Annotated in this window: 22 protein-coding genes; 14 read left to right on the top strand and 8 right to left on the bottom strand. The window is 36.3% G+C overall.

All coding sequences use genetic code 11. The annotated features are described in order from the left end of the window. The 5 genes from J2786_RS14870 to J2786_RS14850 all read left to right on the top strand — a co-directional run bounded on the left by J2786_RS14870 (position 1) and on the right by J2786_RS14850 (position 4,265). Complete coding sequence (locus J2786_RS14870; protein WP_047426730.1) at positions 1-645, top strand: hypothetical protein; 645 nt, start codon at positions 1-3, stop codon at positions 643-645. Between the two features lie 11 nt (positions 646-656). Then, positions 657-1,427: a sensor histidine kinase gene (locus tag J2786_RS14865; RefSeq protein ID WP_047426727.1), complete on the top strand. Its 771-nt coding sequence runs from the start codon at positions 657-659 to the stop codon at positions 1,425-1,427. Beyond that, positions 1,424-2,068: a response regulator transcription factor gene (locus J2786_RS14860; RefSeq protein ID WP_047426725.1), complete on the top strand. Its 645-nt coding sequence runs from the start codon at positions 1,424-1,426 to the stop codon at positions 2,066-2,068. Before J2786_RS14865 ends, J2786_RS14860 begins: the two co-directional genes overlap by 4 nt. A gap of 267 nt (positions 2,069-2,335) precedes the next feature. Continuing rightward, positions 2,336-3,181 carry a caspase family protein gene (locus tag J2786_RS14855; RefSeq protein WP_047426722.1) on the top strand — a complete coding sequence of 282 codons (846 nt, stop codon included), beginning with the start codon at positions 2,336-2,338 and terminating at the stop codon, positions 3,179-3,181. Between the two features lie 73 nt (positions 3,182-3,254). Next, entirely contained in the window at positions 3,255-4,265 is a 1,011-nt protein-coding gene (locus J2786_RS14850) for a trypsin-like serine peptidase (protein ID WP_052186725.1), read from the top strand. Between the two features lie 90 nt (positions 4,266-4,355). Here the strand turns inward: J2786_RS14850 and J2786_RS14845 are convergent, their stop codons facing one another. The 6 genes from J2786_RS14845 to J2786_RS14820 all read right to left on the bottom strand — a co-directional run bounded on the left by J2786_RS14845 (position 4,356) and on the right by J2786_RS14820 (position 10,323). Further along, positions 4,356-4,886 (bottom strand): hypothetical protein, encoded by a 531-nt coding sequence (locus J2786_RS14845; RefSeq protein WP_047426719.1) that lies wholly within the window; start codon positions 4,884-4,886, stop codon positions 4,356-4,358. Positions 4,887-4,960: 74 nt separating this feature from the next. Further along, positions 4,961-5,350 carry a hypothetical protein gene (locus J2786_RS14840; RefSeq protein ID WP_047426716.1) on the bottom strand — a complete coding sequence of 130 codons (390 nt, stop codon included), beginning with the start codon at positions 5,348-5,350 and terminating at the stop codon, positions 4,961-4,963. 1 nt (position 5,351) lies between these two features. Then, positions 5,352-6,128 carry a CdiA C-terminal domain-containing protein gene (locus J2786_RS14835; protein ID WP_310025741.1) on the bottom strand — a complete coding sequence of 259 codons (777 nt, stop codon included), beginning with the start codon at positions 6,126-6,128 and terminating at the stop codon, positions 5,352-5,354. Positions 6,129-6,269: 141 nt separating this feature from the next. Continuing rightward, positions 6,270-6,560: a hypothetical protein gene (locus tag J2786_RS14830; protein WP_047426712.1), complete on the bottom strand. Its 291-nt coding sequence runs from the start codon at positions 6,558-6,560 to the stop codon at positions 6,270-6,272. 6 nt (positions 6,561-6,566) lie between these two features. Then, complete coding sequence (locus J2786_RS14825; protein WP_310025737.1) at positions 6,567-8,195, bottom strand: hypothetical protein; 1,629 nt, start codon at positions 8,193-8,195, stop codon at positions 6,567-6,569. Then, positions 8,152-10,323, bottom strand: coding sequence for a hypothetical protein (locus tag J2786_RS14820; RefSeq protein ID WP_310025735.1), 2,172 nt, complete (start codon positions 10,321-10,323; stop codon positions 8,152-8,154). The genes J2786_RS14825 and J2786_RS14820 overlap by 44 nt, the downstream gene beginning before the upstream one ends. A 286-nt stretch (positions 10,324-10,609) precedes the next feature. On the opposite strand from J2786_RS14820, the gene J2786_RS14815 reads away from it, so the two are divergent. The 4 genes from J2786_RS14815 to J2786_RS14800 are packed head-to-tail and all read left to right on the top strand — an operon-like array spanning position 10,610 to position 12,514. After that, positions 10,610-11,119: a hypothetical protein gene (locus tag J2786_RS14815; protein ID WP_047426700.1), complete on the top strand. Its 510-nt coding sequence runs from the start codon at positions 10,610-10,612 to the stop codon at positions 11,117-11,119. Then, positions 11,116-11,463, top strand: coding sequence for a tRNA-binding protein (locus tag J2786_RS14810; RefSeq protein WP_047376054.1), 348 nt, complete (start codon positions 11,116-11,118; stop codon positions 11,461-11,463). The genes J2786_RS14815 and J2786_RS14810 overlap by 4 nt, the downstream gene beginning before the upstream one ends. A gap of 19 nt (positions 11,464-11,482) precedes the next feature. Further along, positions 11,483-12,184 (top strand): 3'-5' exonuclease, encoded by a 702-nt coding sequence (locus J2786_RS14805; protein ID WP_047426695.1) that lies wholly within the window; start codon positions 11,483-11,485, stop codon positions 12,182-12,184. Positions 12,185-12,187: 3 nt separating this feature from the next. After that, a complete protein-coding gene (locus tag J2786_RS14800; RefSeq protein WP_034691980.1) occupies positions 12,188-12,514 on the top strand; it encodes an SUF system Fe-S cluster assembly protein in 327 nt (108 codons plus the stop codon). A gap of 52 nt (positions 12,515-12,566) precedes the next feature. Here the strand turns inward: J2786_RS14800 and J2786_RS14795 are convergent, their stop codons facing one another. Further along, positions 12,567-13,403 carry a sulfurtransferase gene (locus J2786_RS14795; protein ID WP_047426691.1) on the bottom strand — a complete coding sequence of 279 codons (837 nt, stop codon included), beginning with the start codon at positions 13,401-13,403 and terminating at the stop codon, positions 12,567-12,569. Between the two features lie 109 nt (positions 13,404-13,512). Then, positions 13,513-14,361, bottom strand: coding sequence for a hydroxymethylglutaryl-CoA lyase (locus tag J2786_RS14790; protein WP_047426690.1), 849 nt, complete (start codon positions 14,359-14,361; stop codon positions 13,513-13,515). Positions 14,362-14,548: 187 nt separating this feature from the next. On the opposite strand from J2786_RS14790, the gene pepT reads away from it, so the two are divergent. The 5 genes from pepT (at position 14,549) to J2786_RS14765 (ending at position 20,124) form a co-directional block, all read left to right on the top strand. Further along, a complete protein-coding gene (gene pepT / locus J2786_RS14785) occupies positions 14,549-15,796 on the top strand; it encodes a peptidase T (protein WP_047426688.1) in 1,248 nt (415 codons plus the stop codon). Positions 15,797-15,802: 6 nt separating this feature from the next. After that, on the top strand, positions 15,803-16,369 hold the full coding sequence (locus tag J2786_RS14780; protein WP_047426685.1) for an energy transducer TonB: 567 nt from the start codon (positions 15,803-15,805) through the stop codon (positions 16,367-16,369). Positions 16,370-16,524: 155 nt separating this feature from the next. Further along, on the top strand, positions 16,525-17,832 hold the full coding sequence (locus J2786_RS14775; protein WP_052186722.1) for a hypothetical protein: 1,308 nt from the start codon (positions 16,525-16,527) through the stop codon (positions 17,830-17,832). Between the two features lie 165 nt (positions 17,833-17,997). Then, on the top strand, positions 17,998-18,231 hold the full coding sequence (locus J2786_RS14770) for a hypothetical protein (RefSeq protein ID WP_184935568.1): 234 nt from the start codon (positions 17,998-18,000) through the stop codon (positions 18,229-18,231). Positions 18,232-18,531: 300 nt separating this feature from the next. After that, the gene (locus J2786_RS14765; RefSeq protein WP_052186721.1) at positions 18,532-20,124 is read left to right on the top strand and encodes a DUF3472 domain-containing protein; all 1,593 of its coding nucleotides are present in this window, start codon (positions 18,532-18,534) and stop codon (positions 20,122-20,124) included. Positions 20,125-20,288 lie beyond the last annotated feature (164 nt).

Here is a 20,288-nt window from a genome sequence, read left to right as displayed (position 1 = left end):
ATGAACTGGAATATTGAAACAGGGAAACAGATATCGATGGCCATATCCATTGTCGTGATGATTCTAATGGTCATAAAATATAGAAAAACCGGAAAGGAGAATTTATTTTTTATCATAGGATATCTGTTGTTTTCCCTGATTGATATTTCCTGTTATTTCTATTTCAAGCTGACCAATCTGCCTACGGACATTTTCTATGTAATTGGTTTTTTAATGATTGTATTTTTTTTATACTTATTGTATTATTACCAATTATTATATGTTCCGCTGCTCAAAAAGATACAGACCCTCATCCTGATTCTTTTTGTCCTGAATATTGTCGTAATGTTTTATACAGAAGATGATCTGCTTCATCATTTTTCTTTTAATATGCTCTACGCAGATATTCTTCTGTTACTGTTTTCAATTATTTTGTTCCTGTACCAAACCTTTAATTCTGATAAAGTATTGGAAATTAAAAATTATCTACCATTCTGGATATCAGTTGCTCTTCTGATATTCTTTATTGGAAGCATCCCGATATTCTTTTTCAGAACTACTGTATCAGAGACTATTTATTTTTTTATTTTATTTATGCTGAATCTGATCAGTAACGGTATCCTCATATTGGGCTTACTCTGGAACAAACAGGAAAGAACAAGATAAACCCTTTTCAAATGGAAGAGAATAATCTGGTCATCATCTTTACGATTACTTTATTCATCGTTGTTTTGACAATGGTCTTCATCTATGCGGTTTTTATCAGGAAAAAAACAAGCCTGCTGATTGAGCAAAAAGAGAAAGATTTACGGTTTGAAAAGGAGCTGGCCACCTCACAGGTAGAAATGAAAGAACAAACACTCAATTATATCGGTCAGGAACTGCATGATGATCTGGGACAAAAACTATCTGTGGTCCGCTTACGCCAAAACCAATTGATTACCAAGCTCAAAAACACAGAGAAAGAGGACCTGATTGAACTCAATGAATTATTGGGCGAATGCATACAGGATATAAGAAATCTTTCTAAAACATTAATCACTGAGCAGATCATTCATTTCGGACTGGCAGAATCCATTGAAAGAGAAGTGAAGAGGATTAAAAAACTAAAATTATTAAAAATAGAATTCATTACGCAAAAACAGGATATTGACATTTCTCCAAAACATGGACTGATCCTTTTCAGAATTATCCAGGAAAGTATCAATAATATTCTGAAACATTCCAAAGCCAAAAATGTTTCCATACACATGGAGGATGACTGTGAAAAATTACACATCAGTATTTCCGACAACGGAAGGGGCTTTGATACCAGTATTATTCAGGATGGCTCAGGATTAAAAAACATGGAACTGAGGGCCAAACTGATTCATGCTGAACTGTCTATACACTCAGAACTCAATAAAGGAACACAAACTTTGATAACCTATCATAAAAATTTATTATGAAAACTATTCCCATAGCGATCGTTGATGATCATACTTTAATCTCCAAAGCACTGGAGAATATGATCACAGAAAACACTCAATATCGGGTCATTATGAACCATCCCAACGGAGAAGAATTTATTGCAGGTGTGGAACAGGCTTCGGAATTACCTGCTGTAGTACTGATGGATGTTAATATGCCTTATAAAAATGGTATAGAAACTACCGAATGGCTTACCGAGCACTACCCTGATATTAAAGTTATTGCCCTTACCATGGATGATGACGAAAGAATATTGATTAAAATGCTGAAAGCAGGCGCTAAAGGCTATCTGCTGAAAGACATGCAGCCTTCTATCCTTTTTCAGGCTATTGAAACGGTATATGAAAAAGGAAGCTTTTATACTGATTTTGTAGCCCAAAAGTTACTGAAAGTAAAAACAGAAGAAGCCAAAAACGCCTCTTTACTTTCAGAGCTCAGAGACAGAGAGAAAGAATTTATTAAATGGGCCTGCAGTGAACTCACCTATAAAGAAATAGCTGACAAAATGTGCCTCAGTCCAAAAACTATTGACGGTTACAGAGATTCGGTTTTTGTAAAACTGGATATAAAAAACAGAGCCGGCCTGGTACTTTTTGCTCTGAAGCATGATCTGTGCTGATTGAATATTTTAATTTTTTAACCTTAATTATTATCTGATAAAATAAACATCTTTACATTCTATTTACGTATCCGGCAGCTTTTCAGCTGCCGGATTTTTATTTATAACTCACTCATATACAAGCAAAAGGTGTTTTCCCTTTTTCAAAATACGGTTTTCTCCTCTGTTTTTGTCCTCCAGAATGATGGAATTTTGTCATAGAAAAACACAGAAAGGCAGCCCCCGAAAAGCCGAAACAGAGTAGGGAATATTTTTAAAACTAATACAATGAAAAAAGCACTTATCGTAGGTATTAATGATTATGCACCCATTGGATACGGAGGTCCGGATCTTAACGGCTGTATAAATGACGCGAGAGATATGGCAAATACACTGGTGATCTGTGGTTTCAGTCCGGCAAAGATTAAAATCCTGACCAATCAGAATGCCACAAGAGCAAATATATTGAACTATCTGAAATCCATGATCAGCACAAGTGTGAAAGGAGATTCTCTGGTTTTTTATTATTCAGGTCACGGAACCAGAGTGGCTAATATCGGCTCAGACCTTGAACTTGATGGTTTGGATGAAGCTATTTGTCCACACGATTATGCCAATAACGGAGTCATTCGTGACGATGATTTTAAAACAGTTCTCAGCAAATTAAAAGCCGGAGTGAATATGGAAGTTATCTTCGATTGCTGTTATTCCGGAACAGGAACCCGAAAAATGGATCTGGGACTGGAAACAGATTTTCTTAACGAAACCGCACGTTACATTCCTCCAATGCTTGAGGATGAATTCTATCTGACATATGCCAGTGAAATGGAGGCTTCTAAAAGTTCAAAAAAATCAACCGCTCTTACTAAAGCGCTTGTCCCTGTTGCGGGAATGAATCATACATTATGGGCTGCAGCAAAAGACAACCAGGTATCCATGGAAGGCACTATCAGTGGACAAATCCGAGGGTATTTTACCTATCACTTCTGTAAAATATTGCGTGCTACGAATGGAAACATCGTCAGAAAAACACTGGATAAACAAGTTGCCATCGCATTAGCCGCAATGGGAGCAGCTCAAATTAACCAAACGGAAAGTATCACTGCAGAATTTTCACAAAAAATATTCACTTAACTAATAACCATTACCGGCGGAATCCGAAAAGCCATCAAAAGAGTAGGAATATACCAGATTAAAAATAATAATCATGTCAAAAACCGAAAACAACAACCCGATGACCGCTGAAGAAGTATCAAGACTCAGAACGGTTAAAGCAAAATCAACTGAAAAACCAGAAGCTGTTGAAAAATTATTTAAGCAAGCTCCCGCTATGGAAACCATTAACGGAAGAACTTTTCCGAAAGGGATGAAAACAATAGGAATGCCTATGGACGAAAAAACAGCAGAAAACCGAGCTCTGGAAACTGATCATTTCTATCCTACCCATGCTGATTTTGAGTACAATCCGAAACTTGAACCGAAAAGAGACCGTAAACCTAAATTTATTGAAAGAGATTCTTTCCTGACTCCGGAGAATGCAAGAACTATTTTTGGAGTCGATCAGAGAAAAGTATACAATTCTACAGCCTATCCATGGAGATGTGTCGGCAGAGTAGAAAGTTCTCTGGGTTCAGGGAGCGGAGTAATGATCGGGCCTAGACACCTTCTTACCTGTTCTCATATCGTAGACTGGCAGCCTAATAACACAACAGGATGGCTGAAATTCACTCCGATGTATTACAACGGAAGCGCTCCTTACGGAACAGCTTGGGGAACATTAACCTATTACAAGTATAAAGTAGCTGGTCCTACCATCGATTCTACAGAAATCCAATACGATTATGTAGTGATTGTATTAGACAGACCTATTGGAAACAGCACAGGTTGGCTAGGTTCAAAATCGTATTCCGATTCATGGGACGGAGGCGCTTACTGGACTCACGCAGGATATCCTGGAGACCTTACAGGAACGCAAAGACCAACCTATCAAACAGGTATCGCACTGGATGGAGATTTCTGGAGTGCTGATGACAACGAAAGCATGAGCCATAAAGCAGATATATGGCCTGGACAAAGCGGAGGCCCTTTTTGGGGATATTGGGACGGCTCTCCGTATGCTGTGGCAACACAAAGCGCACATAATCCAAGTGATAATTTTGCAAGTGGCGGCTCAGATTTGGTAAATCTGGTCATCAGAGCTAGAAATGAACATCCTTAATTTATTTTTTTAGTTTAAATCACCCGGTCGCCTTTAAAGGCGGCCGGTGTTTATTTCAATTTAAAATGTTTCTAAAACTATTCAAAATCATTATAAACTTGGCATTGGACTTGGCTTTGCCCCTTGACTTATTAATCGCGTTTTCATATCTCGTAAATATTGTATGTCACCAAAGCTTCCATCTAAAAATTCTTCTTTATAATCTCCATTTCTTAATGTATCATGTAGAAACATTGGAAATACTTTATCTAAGTTTTGTTTATTTTTAGAAGAAACTCCCGGATCATTTTTATACAAACTAATACTATCTATACCTATCCAGTTATATAAAAAACGAATGTCTTCAAAATAGGGTCCGTCATCAATATATAATCGGTAGTTTGTAGGACGGTCAACTTTTCGAATAATATACATCCAATCATCCAGATTAAAATCTTTCCATAATTCGGGAATAATCGTAAAAAGACTTCTTATATCTGTATATCTAAAATCTTTTGTATCAATCAGTTTAACAATTAAGTCTTTTGAATTATAAGTTAATAATTCATTTTTTAAAGGCTTATAAGAATCCCAGCCACTTTGTTTTATTCCATGATGTAATTTCTGTATAATCTGTTCCATTATTCTATATTTTGTATGTATAGTATTTAAACAAAATACGGCAACTCATGGCTGCCGTTATATTATTTTTAAATTTAATCTAGTCCTTCATAAAAATCACTATTGCTATTCCTTTTTACAATACCATTTTCTCTTTTTTCAAAGATATAATCTCCATTAAAAATTAAATAATAGTCTTCGTTAGGATAAATTTCATTAGTGATTTTATGAACCATTTGTAATACAGATTTTCTTAATAATATTGAACCTGCATGTTTTTTTATAACATCAAATGAAACATAAGAAGCCCCTGCAAATTCCAAATCAATCAACTCATCATCAAAATCTCCGTTCACACAACCGAAAGTAGAATCATAGAGTTTAGATATTAAGAAAAGTGAATTATCGTGTACTTTAATAAGATCTGTTAATTCCTGTTTTTGTTCTAATTTTCTTTTAAATTGTATATTATATGTTAGTCCCATTTTATTTTGTTATTTTTAAATGATTAATTTTACCGTCTTTTGTTATATAGATTATCTCTTCCAAACCTTCAATAGTCCAATTTGAAAACTGATTTTGAAGTTTATTTATATCTCCTTCCCAAATTTTAAGATTTAATATAATTCTTTTGGCTTGCTCTTCTTTAATTTTTTTCTCTATGGAAGACCAAATATTCCTCACATTTGTATTTTTATAAGGAGAATAACAATCAAAAATTTTACCTTCAATTTTATAATCAGGATTTTTCAATGTTTCAGATACTTTAGGATTCTGCTCTACATCAAATCCATTTTTTGCTAAAATTTCTGCTGCTTCGTTTTCTAGCTCCAATGATATTCTAGTTGCATCATCTGATATTTTAGGCATTCTGGTAATTATTCCTGTAGGTTTTGCAAAAGCATTTTTAGGTTTACTTGGTTTTGTACGATTTTTCAAAATAACTAATTCATCCAAAATTTCTCCAACCTTTTCTGAACTATAACTTGCCTGTTTTATCTCCTGCAAAACTTTCTGATATGCTTTATCATAACGGCTTCCCTGGGCTATAATCTCACCTTTATACACCAAAGCGAACCTCCTGTTACTACTTATTGAGCCTATGGCATCAGGATTAATACCTCCTTTTTTACCAATACTCTCCATAATAGCAGCAGCATCAAACTCCATAAAGAATGCCCCGTTTTGTATCAATGCATCACATTCCGATGTTTTTGAAATGAACCCTGCGCTCGGAATTACCCATTCCGTCGGAGTAAACATACAGAGGTCTTTCCTTTGAAAGACTCTGCTGTTCAAAACTATAATATTTATCAAATAAAAAACCGCCCAAAAGAGCGGTTTCAGTAATCAATTCAAAACAATTTATTAAGTTAATTTTTATAAAATATTTTCATTTTAATTCTATAAGAGTTGTGATATTTCATCATTTTTATAGTAAAAATTTTTAAAAAAAAGTATTAACTCACTAGTATGAATTTCACTATTCTTTAGAGCCAATACATTAGAAATTAATCCTGCATCCTCCAATTTTTCTATAATCCATTTATTATCTTTTTCTACAATCATAATATTGAACTCCTTGTCATTATAATTTGAACTAAAAAACTTTCGCCTCTTGTTGTCTCTAAGTTCTTTTTTTAAATGGACAAATCCTTTAAAACCAATAAGGTTTAATTTTTCTTCTATAGTCATATCATTTTATTTTTTTAAGAATATTACATCAACAGAAACGTAAACTCCCTCGGTGTTTTTAATGGAGGTGGATTCTAATCTAACAACATTAAAACCCAATTCACCAGCCATCTTTCCTGTAAAAGTTCCTTTAGAAGCATCTTCTTGGGACATTCCTTTTTTAATTAATTCATTAAATGTATTCAAATTATCACCAACTTTTACGCTTGGCCTCCATGTCCCTCTAATTTTAGATATTTCATCGTATTCAACATTAATAAAGGTAAACAGGTTTTTAAAAATTCTTCTACCATTATTTTCTAATGAGGTATTTTTGGTAATAATTGAAATATTAAATTCTCCATCATCACCTAGCCATGCTTTAGCAACATTTTCACGTTCCAGTCCCCTAATAACAACCCAACCATCTTCTTCTATTATTGTATTAATACGTATTTGTTTTACTATCTCATTTAAAATTTTCCCAACCTTTTCTGAGCTATAGCTTACTTTTCTTATCTCCTGCAAAACATTCTGATACGCCTTATCATATCGGCTCCCCTGAGCAATAATCTCTCCTTTATACACCAAAGCAAATCTCCTGCTACTGCTTATTGAGCCTATGGCATCAGGATTAATACCTCCTTTTTTTCCAATACTCTCCATAATAGCAGCGGCATCAAGCTCCATGAAAAAAGCCCCGTTTTGTATCAATGCATCACATTCCGATGTTTTTGAAATGAACCCTGCGCTGGGAATTACCCATTCCGTTGGACTAAACATACGAAGATCTTTCCTTTGATAAACTCCGCTGTTCAAATCCAAAAATACGGAAATTGCACTTGCACGCAACCCCTGCTTCACATTTTCTGCAACATTCACTGATGTTCTCAATAAACCTAAGCAACTTCTGTAAAAAGCGACAGTAAGCTGTGGTGCAGCTACAGCAGATCCCAATACATTATAAATAAGATCCCACTGCCGGAGAAACTCATCTCCTCCGGGAAGCTTGGCAATTTCCGCCCGGAAGGCCTGTATGGTAAGATCCGGTAAGGCCAAACTAAGATCTGCCGCCGCAGCTAATAACAGGTACGGATTTCCTGATAAGGCTAATGTTCCGATTCCAAAAACTACTCCGACCATGTCGGCTACAATCCGGATGGTTTCATTAATATCTTCCCATTTTTCTGCATCAGCCAGCGCTTTTACGTAAATAGCCGGAACCATCATAATAGTACCCTGCTGTTCTCCTCCTTCATTGGTTTCTGATGTATGCTGCTCGATGAAATAAACCATGTCGAGAGGATAAAATTCGGCTCCTTCATCCAGATCTTCTGTTACCCGCTCTGTAGCATTAGGATCTCCTTCTTTGGGTACAATGAAAACTCTCTTTGTTATTTCTTTCTGCTGCTTAAGAAAAAAAGTTTTTTCATCTGATTTTCCAAAACCCAATAGATCTCCCGCCAGCCCGAAAACTTCAGTATTGACTTTATACTCATTTCCTATCCTGAAAGTAGGAGCTCCTGCTTTTGGACGGTTATCAGAAAACAGGCAATACTCCATAAGAATAGTAGCAAAAATGATACGGTTGGATTTCATTTCTCCATTGAACTCACTTACCCCATCCAGGTTGAAATAAATCCTGTTGGGATTCACTTCTTTTTAATCGTCGTGAAGATTTTTCTCTATATTCCCTTGCCATAATATTCTCGATGTGTGAAACATCTCCTTCTACATAACAATAAGTACTTTGTTCTACCTTTCGGTAATCTGCAATACCAATATTTTTCATTCCAAAGCCTGATGGGATGAATGGCTGATCATCCTCAGGTGTTGTCGGGGTATCTTTACTTTTCAGACAAACACTTCCTTTGCCAGTCAGATTATAGGTTTTTGTTACTGAATCTATTCCTCCTGCGGTATATATTGTCATAGGAATTTTGCAGGTATATACTTTTCCGTCGTCAAGGGTAAGCTCTGCTTCAAGCTGGCAGCCATTCTTTATGGCATCTGTAATTTGTAATTGAGGTAAAATACCATCGCTAAACAGGGATAAGTAATCTCCTCCACCTGCAACTTGTAATTGATTTGAGGTCTGAATAACATTCCCATTATTATCCAATATTTTAATTGTTCCTGAAGCCGAGGAAAATAACGATGTGGTCTCTTTAGGCGTCATACTTAATAACCATCTGTCAGAATAATTCTGAAAAGATCTGGTTCTTAACAAAACAGGCAGGCAGCCACCAGTTCCTCCATCACCTCCGGTCCCTTTATTTTTTACTATAAATGTTCCTGGTCCTTCAAATCTGTACATTCTGTTTGCCGTCCACAATAACTTCGCTTTCATCGTATAGGCAAGTCCATCATTAAGAATAACTTCTCCTTCCAATAGTAAAACTTCATTTTTATCTATAACAGCAGCGGGAATTTTTTCCGGAGTATTGAATAAAGATGTTACGTTGGGAGCATCAAATGTATAAGCCAGGGTTCCACCTGCTAAAAGTTGATCATCATATGACTTTATATTGTAATTTCCACTTACAATGTGCTTAGGAGCATTGATATCAGTTGTTAGAATCATGGTATGATCCCCCAATCCCATATTACCACTCATTGTTCTTGCAAAAAAAGGAATCTCCTGAGTATTTACAGGTTGCGTTACAGGAATAACAACACCTCCTACTGTTGTAGAAACCTGTGGAGTAAGATTTGTATTATTTAATATCGTTTGCTGCAGCTGCTGGCTGTTTTGTTCAATGGTCTGAAAAAGCTCTGTAAAGGTTGAAACATCATTTAATGAGTTTGATGTCCCAAAAATTCGTTGTAAAGATTCGTTATTTTCTTGGCTTAATTTTCTTTGCAGATCATCTGCCTGAATTTCAGGACGAAAATTAAATGTAAAAGTCTTTACTTCCGGAACCGGAATATATTTTAAACTTGATAGTCCTTCACGATTATCTGCTGCCAGGAAAATTTCCTTCTGATATTCCTGTTCTTTTACTAGGGCATCATATCTGGACTGCTCAGGTCTTACCTCTTCTTGATATTGTTTGTAGGCAATATCATAAGCCGCTCCGTATTCTTTTTGATAATTCTTCTCAAGCTGTTCTAAAGTTCTTTTAAGCTCCTCATTTCCTTTTAAGTTTACTGTAGCTTCTGCAAACTTCAAGGCACTATCACTCAAAGGATGACTTTGAATACTGTTTCCCCCTCTTGAAGCAACTGTATTTGAAGAAGCAGACTTTGTGCTGAAAAGTTCCTTAGGAAGAACCACTTTGGCTTTTATAACATCTTCATACTGTGCTTGAGTAGTTCCATCATAATTGGAAAGAATATGATCAAGATGCAAAAATTGCATTAAAGTTTCTTTTGCATAAAAATCCTTTTGAGTAACTACCTGATAAATAAGATTATCCCAAAAATTAGAATCTATTTCAACAATAGGTTTTGGAGTCTCTTTATAAGTCTTGATTTTAGTATCAAACTCCTCTTTGGTAGCTTTTACTTTATTTTTTGCAACCCAAACTGACAGTTCATAAAATTGTATGCTTTTAGATTTAAGAGATGTTTCTGTTTCTATTGTTAAACCTGTGATCTTTTCGCAGACGTTTTTCAAAGATTCCCCAGCTTCTACTCGTGGGTCAATTACTCCTTTTTGTCTTAAATAGTTTCTGAAAATAAATCTTTTCTCCCTATTCTTCGGATCAGACAATTCTGCGGTGCGCATTGTTGCAAATCTGAATAAAGTTTGTGAGCTATTATTTTGATTAATTGCTTCCATTTTTAATTTTGTTTTGGTTTTTATAAAGGTTGAGATCTGAAGCTCTTTTTAGTAGATTGTCTTCAGGTTTTAGCGTTATTTTTTTAGGTGGTTTCCGGCAAAAGATATCCACCTGGAATTTTTAAGTCGAGTTTCATATTGTGTTTTTTCTTGAAGCAAATATCACCCCCAGAAGCGACAGAACTTGACGTATAAAAAAGAAGTTCACATTTCTATTCTAAACCTTTGACCCAAAACCATTAGTATTCTCAATATTTTAATACATTTGTTATAAAACATATTTCAGATGAATTTCGAGCAGATCAACTTACACCTTGAGGCTTACAAAGAACACAACCAGATTCTGGATGCAGCAAAATATCTGATCCATTCTTTTGACCTGGAGCATGAAAATTTTGCAGGCTTTGGATTCAGGGAAGAACTTTCCCCTACTTCGATGCTTCTGACAGCAGAAGGAGATCTGGGAGGACCGCAAACGGTAATGATCCCAAGAAATTTATTTGATTTTGACCTGAACCTTGTCCTGAATATGGTTGCCCACGAAATGCTTCATGTAAGACAGAAAGCTCCCGGACAGGTGATTGAAGACAAAAATGAAAGAGAATTTCAGGCATATTATGAAATGCTTTTTCACAAAGTCTTTCCACAGATCCCGGAAGTTTCAGATTTCCATAAAAAATTCTTCGGAGGAAAAGCGTTGGAATATTACAAAAGAATGGGTGAAGGTTCAGAACTACAACAAAAATATGCAGAACAGAAAACAGAAGTAGAACATCTAATTAACGAATTACCATGACAGTAAAACCAGACATCACCTGGGCAGATTTTGAAAAAATAGACATCAGATGCGGAACTATAATCTCAGTGAATGATTTTGAAAAAGCAAGAAATCCATCGTACCAGCTCGAAATAGATTTTGGAGACTTAGGAATCAGAAAATCATCGGCACAAATTACTTCTCTCTACGAAAAAGAAGAGCTTATTGGAAAACAGATTTTAGCGGTTGTCAATTTCCCTAAAAAGCAGATTGCCAATTTCTTCAGCGAGTGTCTTGTGTTAGGATTATATGGTGAGGACAAAAAAGACGTTACTCTTTTAGCACCTTCATTACCTACAAAAAATGGAATGCAGGTAGGATAAACACCCAACAAAAACACATATGATACAGAACATTCCCTTAGAAAGAGTTTTATTCCTTGATATTGAGACCGTTCCACAAGCTGGATCATGGGACGAATTATCCGAAACCGATCAATACCTGTGGGATAAAAAAACAAAATTTCAGAGAAAAGACGATGTCACGGCAGAAGAATTTTATGACAGAGCCGGTATTATGGCCGAGTTTGGAAAAATTATCTGCATCACCATTGGAATGGTTGAAAAGAATGAAACATTAAAAATAAAGAGTTTTTCCGGGCATGATGAAAAGAAAATGCTTCAGGAATTTGGGGAAATCTTCAACAGCCCAAGACTTTACAACGTCATTCTCTGTGCTCACAACGGAAAAGAATTTGATTTTCCCTGGATTGCCAGACGCTACCTCATCAATGGGATGCAGCCACCGGCACCATTTCAGATGTTTGGAAAAAAACCATGGGAGATTCCCCACATCGATACAATGGAGCTTTGGAAATTCGGGGATTATAAGAGTTTTGTATCCCTGGAATTACTGGCTCATGTCTTTGGTATTCCTACTCCGAAGGATGATATTGACGGCTCAATGGTTTCATCAATTTACTACATAGAGAAAGACTTGCAGAGAATTGTTGACTATTGTGAAAAAGATGTCTTAACTTTGGCAAATATTTTCCGGCGCATGCGTCAGGAAGATTTGTTGAAAAGGAATATCAATCTAGATTAAAAAATGAAATTTACAGACGATCAAATTGCTGACATTGGTGAGGAAATCATTGGTGTGTTAAAAACCGTATATGACCCTGAAATTCCGGTAGATATCTACGAACTAGGGCTTATTTACGATGTCCAGATCTCCGATGATGCTGACGTAAAAATTATAATGACCCTTACTACTCCCAACTGCCCTGTTGCAGAAACTCTTCCTCAGGAAGTAAAAGATAAAGTGGCTGAAGTAGAGAATGTAAAAAGTGTAGATTTAGAGCTTACTTTCGAACCGAGCTGGAATAAGGATATGATGAGCGAAGAGGCGAAGTTTGAGCTGGGAATGCTTTAATCACTCTTAACAATATAAAACCCCGAAGAATTATTTTTCGGGGTTTTTATTTTTAACTATCTTTTGCGATTTCCTTTCCTTCCCTCCTGCTCCATTCGCTCCATGAACCCACATACAGATCCGGAATGGGAAATCCTGCATAGTCTAGTGCTAAAATTGTATGGCAGGCAGTAACTCCAGAACCACAATGAATAATCAGATGCTCCGGTTTATTTTGTAATAACTTGCTGTATTTTTCTTTTAAGATTTCCGGGCTCAGAAAATTTCCGTTCTCGTCAAGATTTTCAGAAAAAGGAATATTAATCGCTCCCGGAATATGCCCGGCAACAAGATCAATCGGTTCGGATTCCCCTTTGTAGCGGTAGGAATCTCTTACATCAATAACCGTAGAAGTATTGTTTTTCAATTCATTTTCAATCACTTCCAGGCTCGAAACAGGCAGGCTCCAATGCTCTTTTTTAATCAACGAAGTTTTCTCAAAGATCTCTTCTCCTGAAGAAAATTCTATCCCAACCTTTTCTGCGGCCTGCATCCCTCCGTCAAGAACCTGAACATTTTTAAATCCGAAAGATCTTAACATCCACCAGGCCCGTGCTGCAGCATTTGAAGCATTCTTATCATCATACACAACAATATGAGCATCTTCTGAGATTCCAAGATTTGAAAGAGTTACAGTAAATTTATCTACGGAAGGAAGCGGATGTCTGCCTCCAAAAGCTGCATTTTCTCCTATTTCAGCCAGATCTTTATCCAGATCAATGAACCTTGCTCCTTTAATATGTTTATTAAGGTAAGTTTGTTTTACTTCTTTTCCTGTTCTTGCATCAAGAATAACAAGATTTTGTGTTGGAATATTTTTGAGTTCGTTTGGTGAGATGATTGGAGACATTTTGTTGATTTTTGATTAAAATTAATATGTTTTGGCTAAAGCCTGTTGTATTTTAATATAATAAAGCGGGCTAAAGCCCGCTCCTATTGATATTTTATTCTTCATGATATTAAAAATGAAAAATATCCTTCGCTTTATTGTAAGAACTTTCAAAATTCAGAAGGTTCAGTTTATGTTCTGCTTTTTCAACGCTCATAAAGTTGATCACCTGTTCTGTAGGCATATTTCCTACAAGATCATCCTTAGCCATAGGACATCCTCCTATTCCTTTGATCGCACTGTCAAATCTTCGGCAGCCTTGATTGTAAGCGGCTTTTAATTTTGAGTAGGAATCTTCATAGCGGTTATGGAAGTGTCCTCCAAAATTAATATCCGGATATTTTGAAGGTATTTTTTCAAACAAAAGGGCAATGGTTTCAGGAGTGGCCACTCCGGTAGTATCTGATAATAAGATATCTTTCACTCCGATATCCGAGAACTTTTGTGCCCATTGGTCTACATCTTCCCATTTCCACATTTCACCATACGGATTTCCAAAAGCCATTGAGAAATAAATATTAAGCTGTTTCCCTTCACTTTTTACCAGTTCAAGCATTTTAATGATTTCATCAAAAGCTTCTTCCTGGCTTTTATTGGTATTTCTGTGTTGAAACGTTTCGGAAATAGAAAAAGGGAAGCCCAGGATATCTACAGACTCATGTTTCAATGCTTTTTCGGCACCTCTGTAATTACCTATAATGGCAGAAACTTTGGTTTTGGACAGTGATTTTTCGATATTTTTTGCCACCTCATCAGAGTCAGCCATCTGCGGAATCGCTTTAGGGGAAACAAAACTCAGGCAGTCCAATACATCAAAGCCAACATCCATCAAGGAGTTGATATAATCTATTTTTTTATCGGTAGGGATAAATTCTCCCCATCCCTGCATAGCATCTCTAGGACATTCGGTAAGAAACATTTTTACTTTTTGATTTTCTCAAATATAATAAAACTAAACTACTTGGTATACTGTACATACAAAGCTAACACTATTTTGATTTTCAAAGATTTATATCTGATTTAAAATTTCAATAACTGATATTAAATCGCAAATAACGTATTCTCAGCATCAAATTTGCTAACTTTGTTAAAATTTATGATATCTGATGAGTACAATAGAATTCAACCCTTTGTGGAAAGAAAAATTACTGAACCGTTTTCTTAGCTATGTAAAAATATATTCTACCAGTGATGCAGAAAGTGAAACTACACCTTCTACTGAACGTCAGTGGGATATTGCCAACTATATTACTGAAGAACTTAAAACCATCGGTCTGGAAGATGTTTCTATAGACAGCAATGGTTATATTATGGGCTATGTTCCTTCTAACCTTGAAAATGATGACAGACCTACCATCGGATTTATTTCACATTATGATACTTCACCTGATTTCAGCGGAGAAAATGTAAAGCCTCAGGTCTGGGAAAACTATGATGGAAATGATCTTCTTTTGAACCAGACAACAGGATTCACCTTATCTCCTTCAAGATTTGAAAGCTTAAAAAAATATGTTGGTCAGACATTAATTACGACTGACGGAAATACACTTCTTGGTGCTGATGATAAAGCAGGTTGTGCAGAGATTGTAACAGCTGCTGAATATCTTATCGCGCATCCGGAAATCAAACATGGAAGAATTGCCATAGGATTTACACCAGATGAAGAAATTGGAAGAGGTGCTCATAAATTTGATGTTGCTAAATTTGGTGCAGAATGGGCTTACACAATGGATGGCGGAGAAGTTGGAGAACTTGAATATGAGAACTTTAACGCTGCCGGAGCGGTTGTGAAAATCCACGGATTAAGTGTTCACCCTGGATATGCGTACGGAAAAATGATCAATGCTGCACTTTTAGCTGCTGAATTTGCTCAAATGCTTCCTGCTAACGAAACTCCTTCTACAACAAAAGGTTTTGACGGATTCTACCACCTAATGGATATTACGGCTGATATTTCAGAGGCTAAACTTCAATATATCATCCGGGATCATGATGCAGATAAATTTGAAGCCAGAAAGAAATTCATGGAAGAAAAAGTAGCTGAATTCAATCAAAAACACGGTGAAGGAACTGCTGAAGTGGAGATCAAGGAGCAATACAGAAACATGAAGCAGCAGTTTGAGGGTAAAATGCACATCGTAGATCTTGCTGCAAAAGCAATGACTGAAGCTGGTATTGAGCCCAAGATCAAGGCAATCAGAGGAGGTACAGATGGCGCTCAGCTTTCTTATATGGGACTTCCATGCCCGAATATTTTCGCAGGAGGAATCAATTTCCACGGACCATACGAATATGTAGCTTTGGAAAGTATGGAAAAAGCAACTGAAGTCATTATTAATATTGTAAAAGCGTAATAAATCATGAAAAAGGTCTTAGCATCAGCATTCATTTTCACTTTTATTTTCAGCAGTGCCCAGATTTCTGAATTTCAAAGGGCAGACTCACGCTATGAAAGAAAGAAAACGGCCCTGTATAATAAATATCCTAAGCCTAATGATTTAAGAACCAAGAAAGAATGGCTTTTGACAGAGGATAAAATAACAGCCTACAAGACCGCTTTGGACAAAGCCTCTCTTGAAGATCAGAAAATGATCGCTGTAGATCCTCCTGTAAAAACAAAAGTAAGTAAAGAAGCAGAATACGATAAGGGTAAGGCTGCTTTTCAAAAACTTTTATATGAAGCTGTAGATCTTGATTTTCTCAACTTTTCTTCAGATACTTACAAAGCTACTATAAGTTTTGTAGTAGATTCTAAGGGGAATGCGCTTAATCCCAATGTAAAAGGAAACAATGAAGATGTAAACGCTTTCATTGAAGCCGCTTTTTACCGGATTAAATATAAAGGCAAATGGAAACCCGCAGAAGATAAAGGGAAACCGGTTTCTTCAAATGTTTCTGTTCCCTTAACAATGTCCTTTAAAAAATAATATCTGGAACCCGCTATTGTGATAGCGGGTTTTATTTTTCATATAACAGAAGCCATAATTGAAGATCATTATGTTGTTGTTATTAATTTAACATAATTCGTTTGTAAGTTTTAAATAATTCACCTAATTTTGATTAAAACTTAAAATCACTTTATATGAAAATGAAATCCAACCACTTTAAAATCAACAGAAATTTTTACTTTACTTTTCTGTTATCTATTTTCTGTTTGTTTCTTTTAACATCTTGTTCTCAGGATGATCCTGCCGATCTGCCTGTTGAAAAACCTGCGGAGTCTGCTCCTATGAAGACTTTAGGAAATCTGACTTTACAGAAGAATGTTATTATTCTGAATGATGAATCTGTCAATGCAATTTCCACTCATAACGACGGAGAAATTACATTTAGCCGTATGACTCCGCAAACTGACAGTATTTCAGTAGGAACTGTTATTGTAGGGACTAAGATAGAAGGTGATCAGGTGAACACTATTCTTTCAAAAGTAAGCTCTGTTTCAAAATTGAATAACCAGTTTAAAGTGCAAACTTCCAGTGCCAAGCTTGAAGAATTTATCTATAGCGGAACACTGAGCGGTGTGTATGATCCATCAGGGAAAGCTCCCATCAATATTGATGGAAAAATGGTCAATTATGTCCCTGTAGAAGGTATGGTTTCTGAGCAGATCAACAAAAAAATACTTTCTATTGAAGCCAAAAACATTCAAAATCAGAAATTAATCACTTTCAACCGTTTTGATTTTAACAGAACCTTTTCATTTCCTTTATCTTCAGCAGGGACATCCAGTGTCAATGTAAAAGGAGGGTTTACTCCAAAAATTGATTATAATATCACATTCTCATGGGGGCATTTGTCCAACTTCTATGTTAACCTCATCATGGATGATATCAAACTTAAAAGCTCCGCAACTATTGTAGGAAGCCTTGGCTACACCGCAAGTACAACAGATTACCTGAATATTCCTATCGTTCCTATCGTTTTGGGACCTACAGGACTGATTTTAAGCCCTACTCTTTCTGCAGGTCCTTTCCTGGGAGTACAGGCTACAGGAAAAGTACAGGCCCAGCTTTTGGATCTTGAAGGGAATGCTAACTTCCTGATAAGCAAAAATCCAGCGATTAATATTGACCTTCATAAGAAATCAGAACCTGCTATCACTGTTGCAGAAGGTAATTTATCTGCCGAAGCCGGTTTAGAAGCCAAAGGAGCTGTAGGGTTGATGTTTCTTACCATTCCTATTGCCAATTCGGGTTTAAAAGGAAGAGCTTCTGCCCTTTCATCTTTAGGGTTAACCTTCGTTCCGGCAAGAAAAGGAGTGATTACTGTAAAAGGTAAAATTCAGGCTGATATGTTCTACGGTTTTGGAATCGCTCCTTTACGATATGAAGGAACTATTCCTCTTTTTACAAAAGAACGTATGCTGTATCAGAAAGAATTCAGCTTCTAAGACATCTTTTTCTATTCATCATAAGAAAGCCACTTTTGCAGTGGCTTTTCTTTATATAAAAGCTCCACATAAAATTCATTTACAACACATTAAGACAATTTTATTATATTTACAAGGATGTACAATTGTAAACAATAACATTTAATACCAATTATCATGAAAACAATGAAAAAACTTTTGAGAAAAGACTTATCTGCGATTCTGGGCAGCGGCATAGATGGCTGTCATATGGGAGGCAACTCTTACAATTGTCAGGACGACTGTCAATGCGCATGGGGATATGCCTGTGAAATGTATGAAGACGGAAATCCCGGACAATGCATTGCCGTAGGTGGCGGTGGAAACCCTGGAGGCGGCGGATGTACTCCTCCTTCTATTTGCGAGGAACAGCCTTATTAAAATTAAATAAAAAACCGGAAGCATTACTGCTTCCGGTTTTATTATTCTTACTATTTGTATCCAAAAGGTATCTCTCCCATGAAATTTGTCATTTATTTCTATAAAAATCACAAAATATACTCTTTATAGTAAAAAAATACACTAATCATTCTTTTGTTTTTAAATCTAGCAGTCTTAAAATCAAAATATTTTAAACAAAAAAATTCAAATAAAAGTGAATTTATATCAAATTTGAATTTTCGTTCATTTTCTCTCGATTCTAACCTTTTACATTATTACTTTTAACAAAAAATTACACGAATGAGAGTATTAAAATCAATTTTTTTATTAATTGCATTCTTTTTCACGGCCCATCTTGTTTTGGCTTCAGGATCGGGCATTATTCCCTATAACGGAAACACTTATAAAATTCCTCTTAGCGGAAATGCCTTTATAACCCGGCCGGTAAGCAATGGAACAGAGGAGATTAGTGATTACGGACTGATAAACTGGACAAGTTCGCAAGCGGTAGTAAGCACCTATTTTAAAGTAAGCACCAGTGGAATGCTAAACATTAATGTCATTGCAAAGGTATTCTTTGACAAAAGCAGTACAATTAAGGTTACTGTCAATGGAGTTTCACACAAGATCTTTATGAAGGGAACCACTTTTAATACCTATTCTGCAGGAAGCTTTTATGTACCCGCGGGATATGTAAAAGTAGACCTTCAGGGGGTGAGCAAAAACGGACTCTATTTCGGACGCGTATCTGATCTGCAGATTGATGGACCTGCAACATCTGGAAATACTATTTTCTGTAACAATCCGGATTATTATTATTGGGCGAGAAGAGGTCCTTCCTGTCACTTAGGCTACGTTGTTCCTACTTCTGAGAATGTTTCCTACTACTACAATGAAGTAACAGTGCCTGTTGGCCAGGATAACATTGGCTCTTATTTTATGATAAACGGTTTCGGAGAAGGTTATTTTGGAATGCAGGTAAATACAGCACAGGAAAGACGTGTTTTATTTTCAGTATGGAGTCCCTTCGAAACAGACGATCCTACTTCAATTCCTGACGATAAAAAGGTAAAATTAAACTGTAAGGGGGAAAATGTTACCATTGGCGAATTCGGTAATGAAGGGTCAGGAGGACAGAGCTACCTTGTTTTCCCATGGAAAGCGGGTCTTACCTATAAATTTCTGCTTAAGGCAAATCCGGATGGAGTTGGCAATACCGATTACACAGCCTGGTTTTTTAACCCGGAAGCTGGATGCTGGATGTTGATTGCAAGCTGGAAGAGGCCTTATACCAGTACTTATTTAAAAGGATTTTACAGTTTTGTTGAAAATTTTGAGGCTGAAAATGGTTATCTCGGCAGAAAGGCTGAATTCGGAAACCAATGGGTAAGAACGGAACAAGGAAAATGGATACCGATTTCAAAAGCAAATTTTACCGTTGATAATACTTACTCCACCAATCAGAGAGTAGATGCTTCCGGAGGGACTGCTAATAATAAATTTTTCTTAAGAAACGGTGGATTTACCAATGAGTATACTCCGGCAAATTCATTACTGAACGTTACTGCGCCTGCTCAGGCTCCAAACATTGACCTGTCGGCTTTACCGTACTGCAATAATACCGGAGCCGTACAGCAGCGTTCTGTAGCGGCTCCTGGAAATACAGATAATATCAAACTGTTGCCGAATCCCACTCATAGCTTTATCCAGGTAAAGGGACTGGATGGTAAACAGACTTCATACAGAATCCTGAATGTACAGGGTAAGATACTTAAAACCGGACATACAAACGGAGAGGAAATATCAGTCTCAACATTGCCGGATGGCATATATATGCTCAATATATATGACGGCACTACCATCAGAAAAAGTTTAAAGTTTATTAAAAGTTAAGGTAATTATTTACAATTTTACATTAATCCTGCTATCTTATTTTATTATGATTCTGTAATTCTGAATGTAACGCAGCGAAATGAAGAATCTATGTGTCAATGACAATAGAAGAAGATGCTATGTGCTGCAAGACAAATTGGAAAGGTCTGTGAAATAGATAAAGG

Source organism: Chryseobacterium vietnamense, assembly GCF_031454475.1.
Taxonomy (GTDB): Bacteria; Bacteroidota; Bacteroidia; order Flavobacteriales; family Weeksellaceae; genus Chryseobacterium; species Chryseobacterium vietnamense.
Note: the sequence above shows the minus strand (reverse complement) of the source record. Positions and strands in the feature narration are given on the sequence as shown.

Coding starts and splice junctions, on each gene's coding strand:
- J2786_RS14805 (WP_047426695.1), top strand. CDS start 11,483: ATGATACAGAACATTCCCTTAGAAAGAGTTTTATTCCTTGATATTGAG.
- J2786_RS14870 (WP_047426730.1), top strand. CDS start 1: ATGAACTGGAATATTGAAACAGGGAAACAGATATCGATGGCCATATCC.
- J2786_RS14835 (WP_310025741.1), bottom strand. CDS start 6,128: ATGTTTACTCCGACGGAATGGGTAATTCCGAGCGCAGGGTTCATTTCA.
- J2786_RS14830 (WP_047426712.1), bottom strand. CDS start 6,560: ATGACTATAGAAGAAAAATTAAACCTTATTGGTTTTAAAGGATTTGTC.
- J2786_RS14845 (WP_047426719.1), bottom strand. CDS start 4,886: ATGGAACAGATTATACAGAAATTACATCATGGAATAAAACAAAGTGGC.
- J2786_RS14820 (WP_310025735.1), bottom strand. CDS start 10,323: ATGGAAGCAATTAATCAAAATAATAGCTCACAAACTTTATTCAGATTT.
- J2786_RS14770 (WP_184935568.1), top strand. CDS start 17,998: ATGAAAAAACTTTTGAGAAAAGACTTATCTGCGATTCTGGGCAGCGGC.
- J2786_RS14860 (WP_047426725.1), top strand. CDS start 1,424: ATGAAAACTATTCCCATAGCGATCGTTGATGATCATACTTTAATCTCC.
- J2786_RS14780 (WP_047426685.1), top strand. CDS start 15,803: ATGAAAAAGGTCTTAGCATCAGCATTCATTTTCACTTTTATTTTCAGC.
- J2786_RS14865 (WP_047426727.1), top strand. CDS start 657: ATGGAAGAGAATAATCTGGTCATCATCTTTACGATTACTTTATTCATC.
- J2786_RS14855 (WP_047426722.1), top strand. CDS start 2,336: ATGAAAAAAGCACTTATCGTAGGTATTAATGATTATGCACCCATTGGA.
- J2786_RS14810 (WP_047376054.1), top strand. CDS start 11,116: ATGACAGTAAAACCAGACATCACCTGGGCAGATTTTGAAAAAATAGAC.
- J2786_RS14790 (WP_047426690.1), bottom strand. CDS start 14,361: ATGTTTCTTACCGAATGTCCTAGAGATGCTATGCAGGGATGGGGAGAA.
- J2786_RS14795 (WP_047426691.1), bottom strand. CDS start 13,403: ATGTCTCCAATCATCTCACCAAACGAACTCAAAAATATTCCAACACAA.
- J2786_RS14840 (WP_047426716.1), bottom strand. CDS start 5,350: ATGGGACTAACATATAATATACAATTTAAAAGAAAATTAGAACAAAAA.
- pepT (WP_047426688.1), top strand. CDS start 14,549: ATGAGTACAATAGAATTCAACCCTTTGTGGAAAGAAAAATTACTGAAC.
- J2786_RS14850 (WP_052186725.1), top strand. CDS start 3,255: ATGTCAAAAACCGAAAACAACAACCCGATGACCGCTGAAGAAGTATCA.
- J2786_RS14775 (WP_052186722.1), top strand. CDS start 16,525: ATGAAAATGAAATCCAACCACTTTAAAATCAACAGAAATTTTTACTTT.
- J2786_RS14800 (WP_034691980.1), top strand. CDS start 12,188: ATGAAATTTACAGACGATCAAATTGCTGACATTGGTGAGGAAATCATT.
- J2786_RS14765 (WP_052186721.1), top strand. CDS start 18,532: ATGAGAGTATTAAAATCAATTTTTTTATTAATTGCATTCTTTTTCACG.
- J2786_RS14815 (WP_047426700.1), top strand. CDS start 10,610: ATGAATTTCGAGCAGATCAACTTACACCTTGAGGCTTACAAAGAACAC.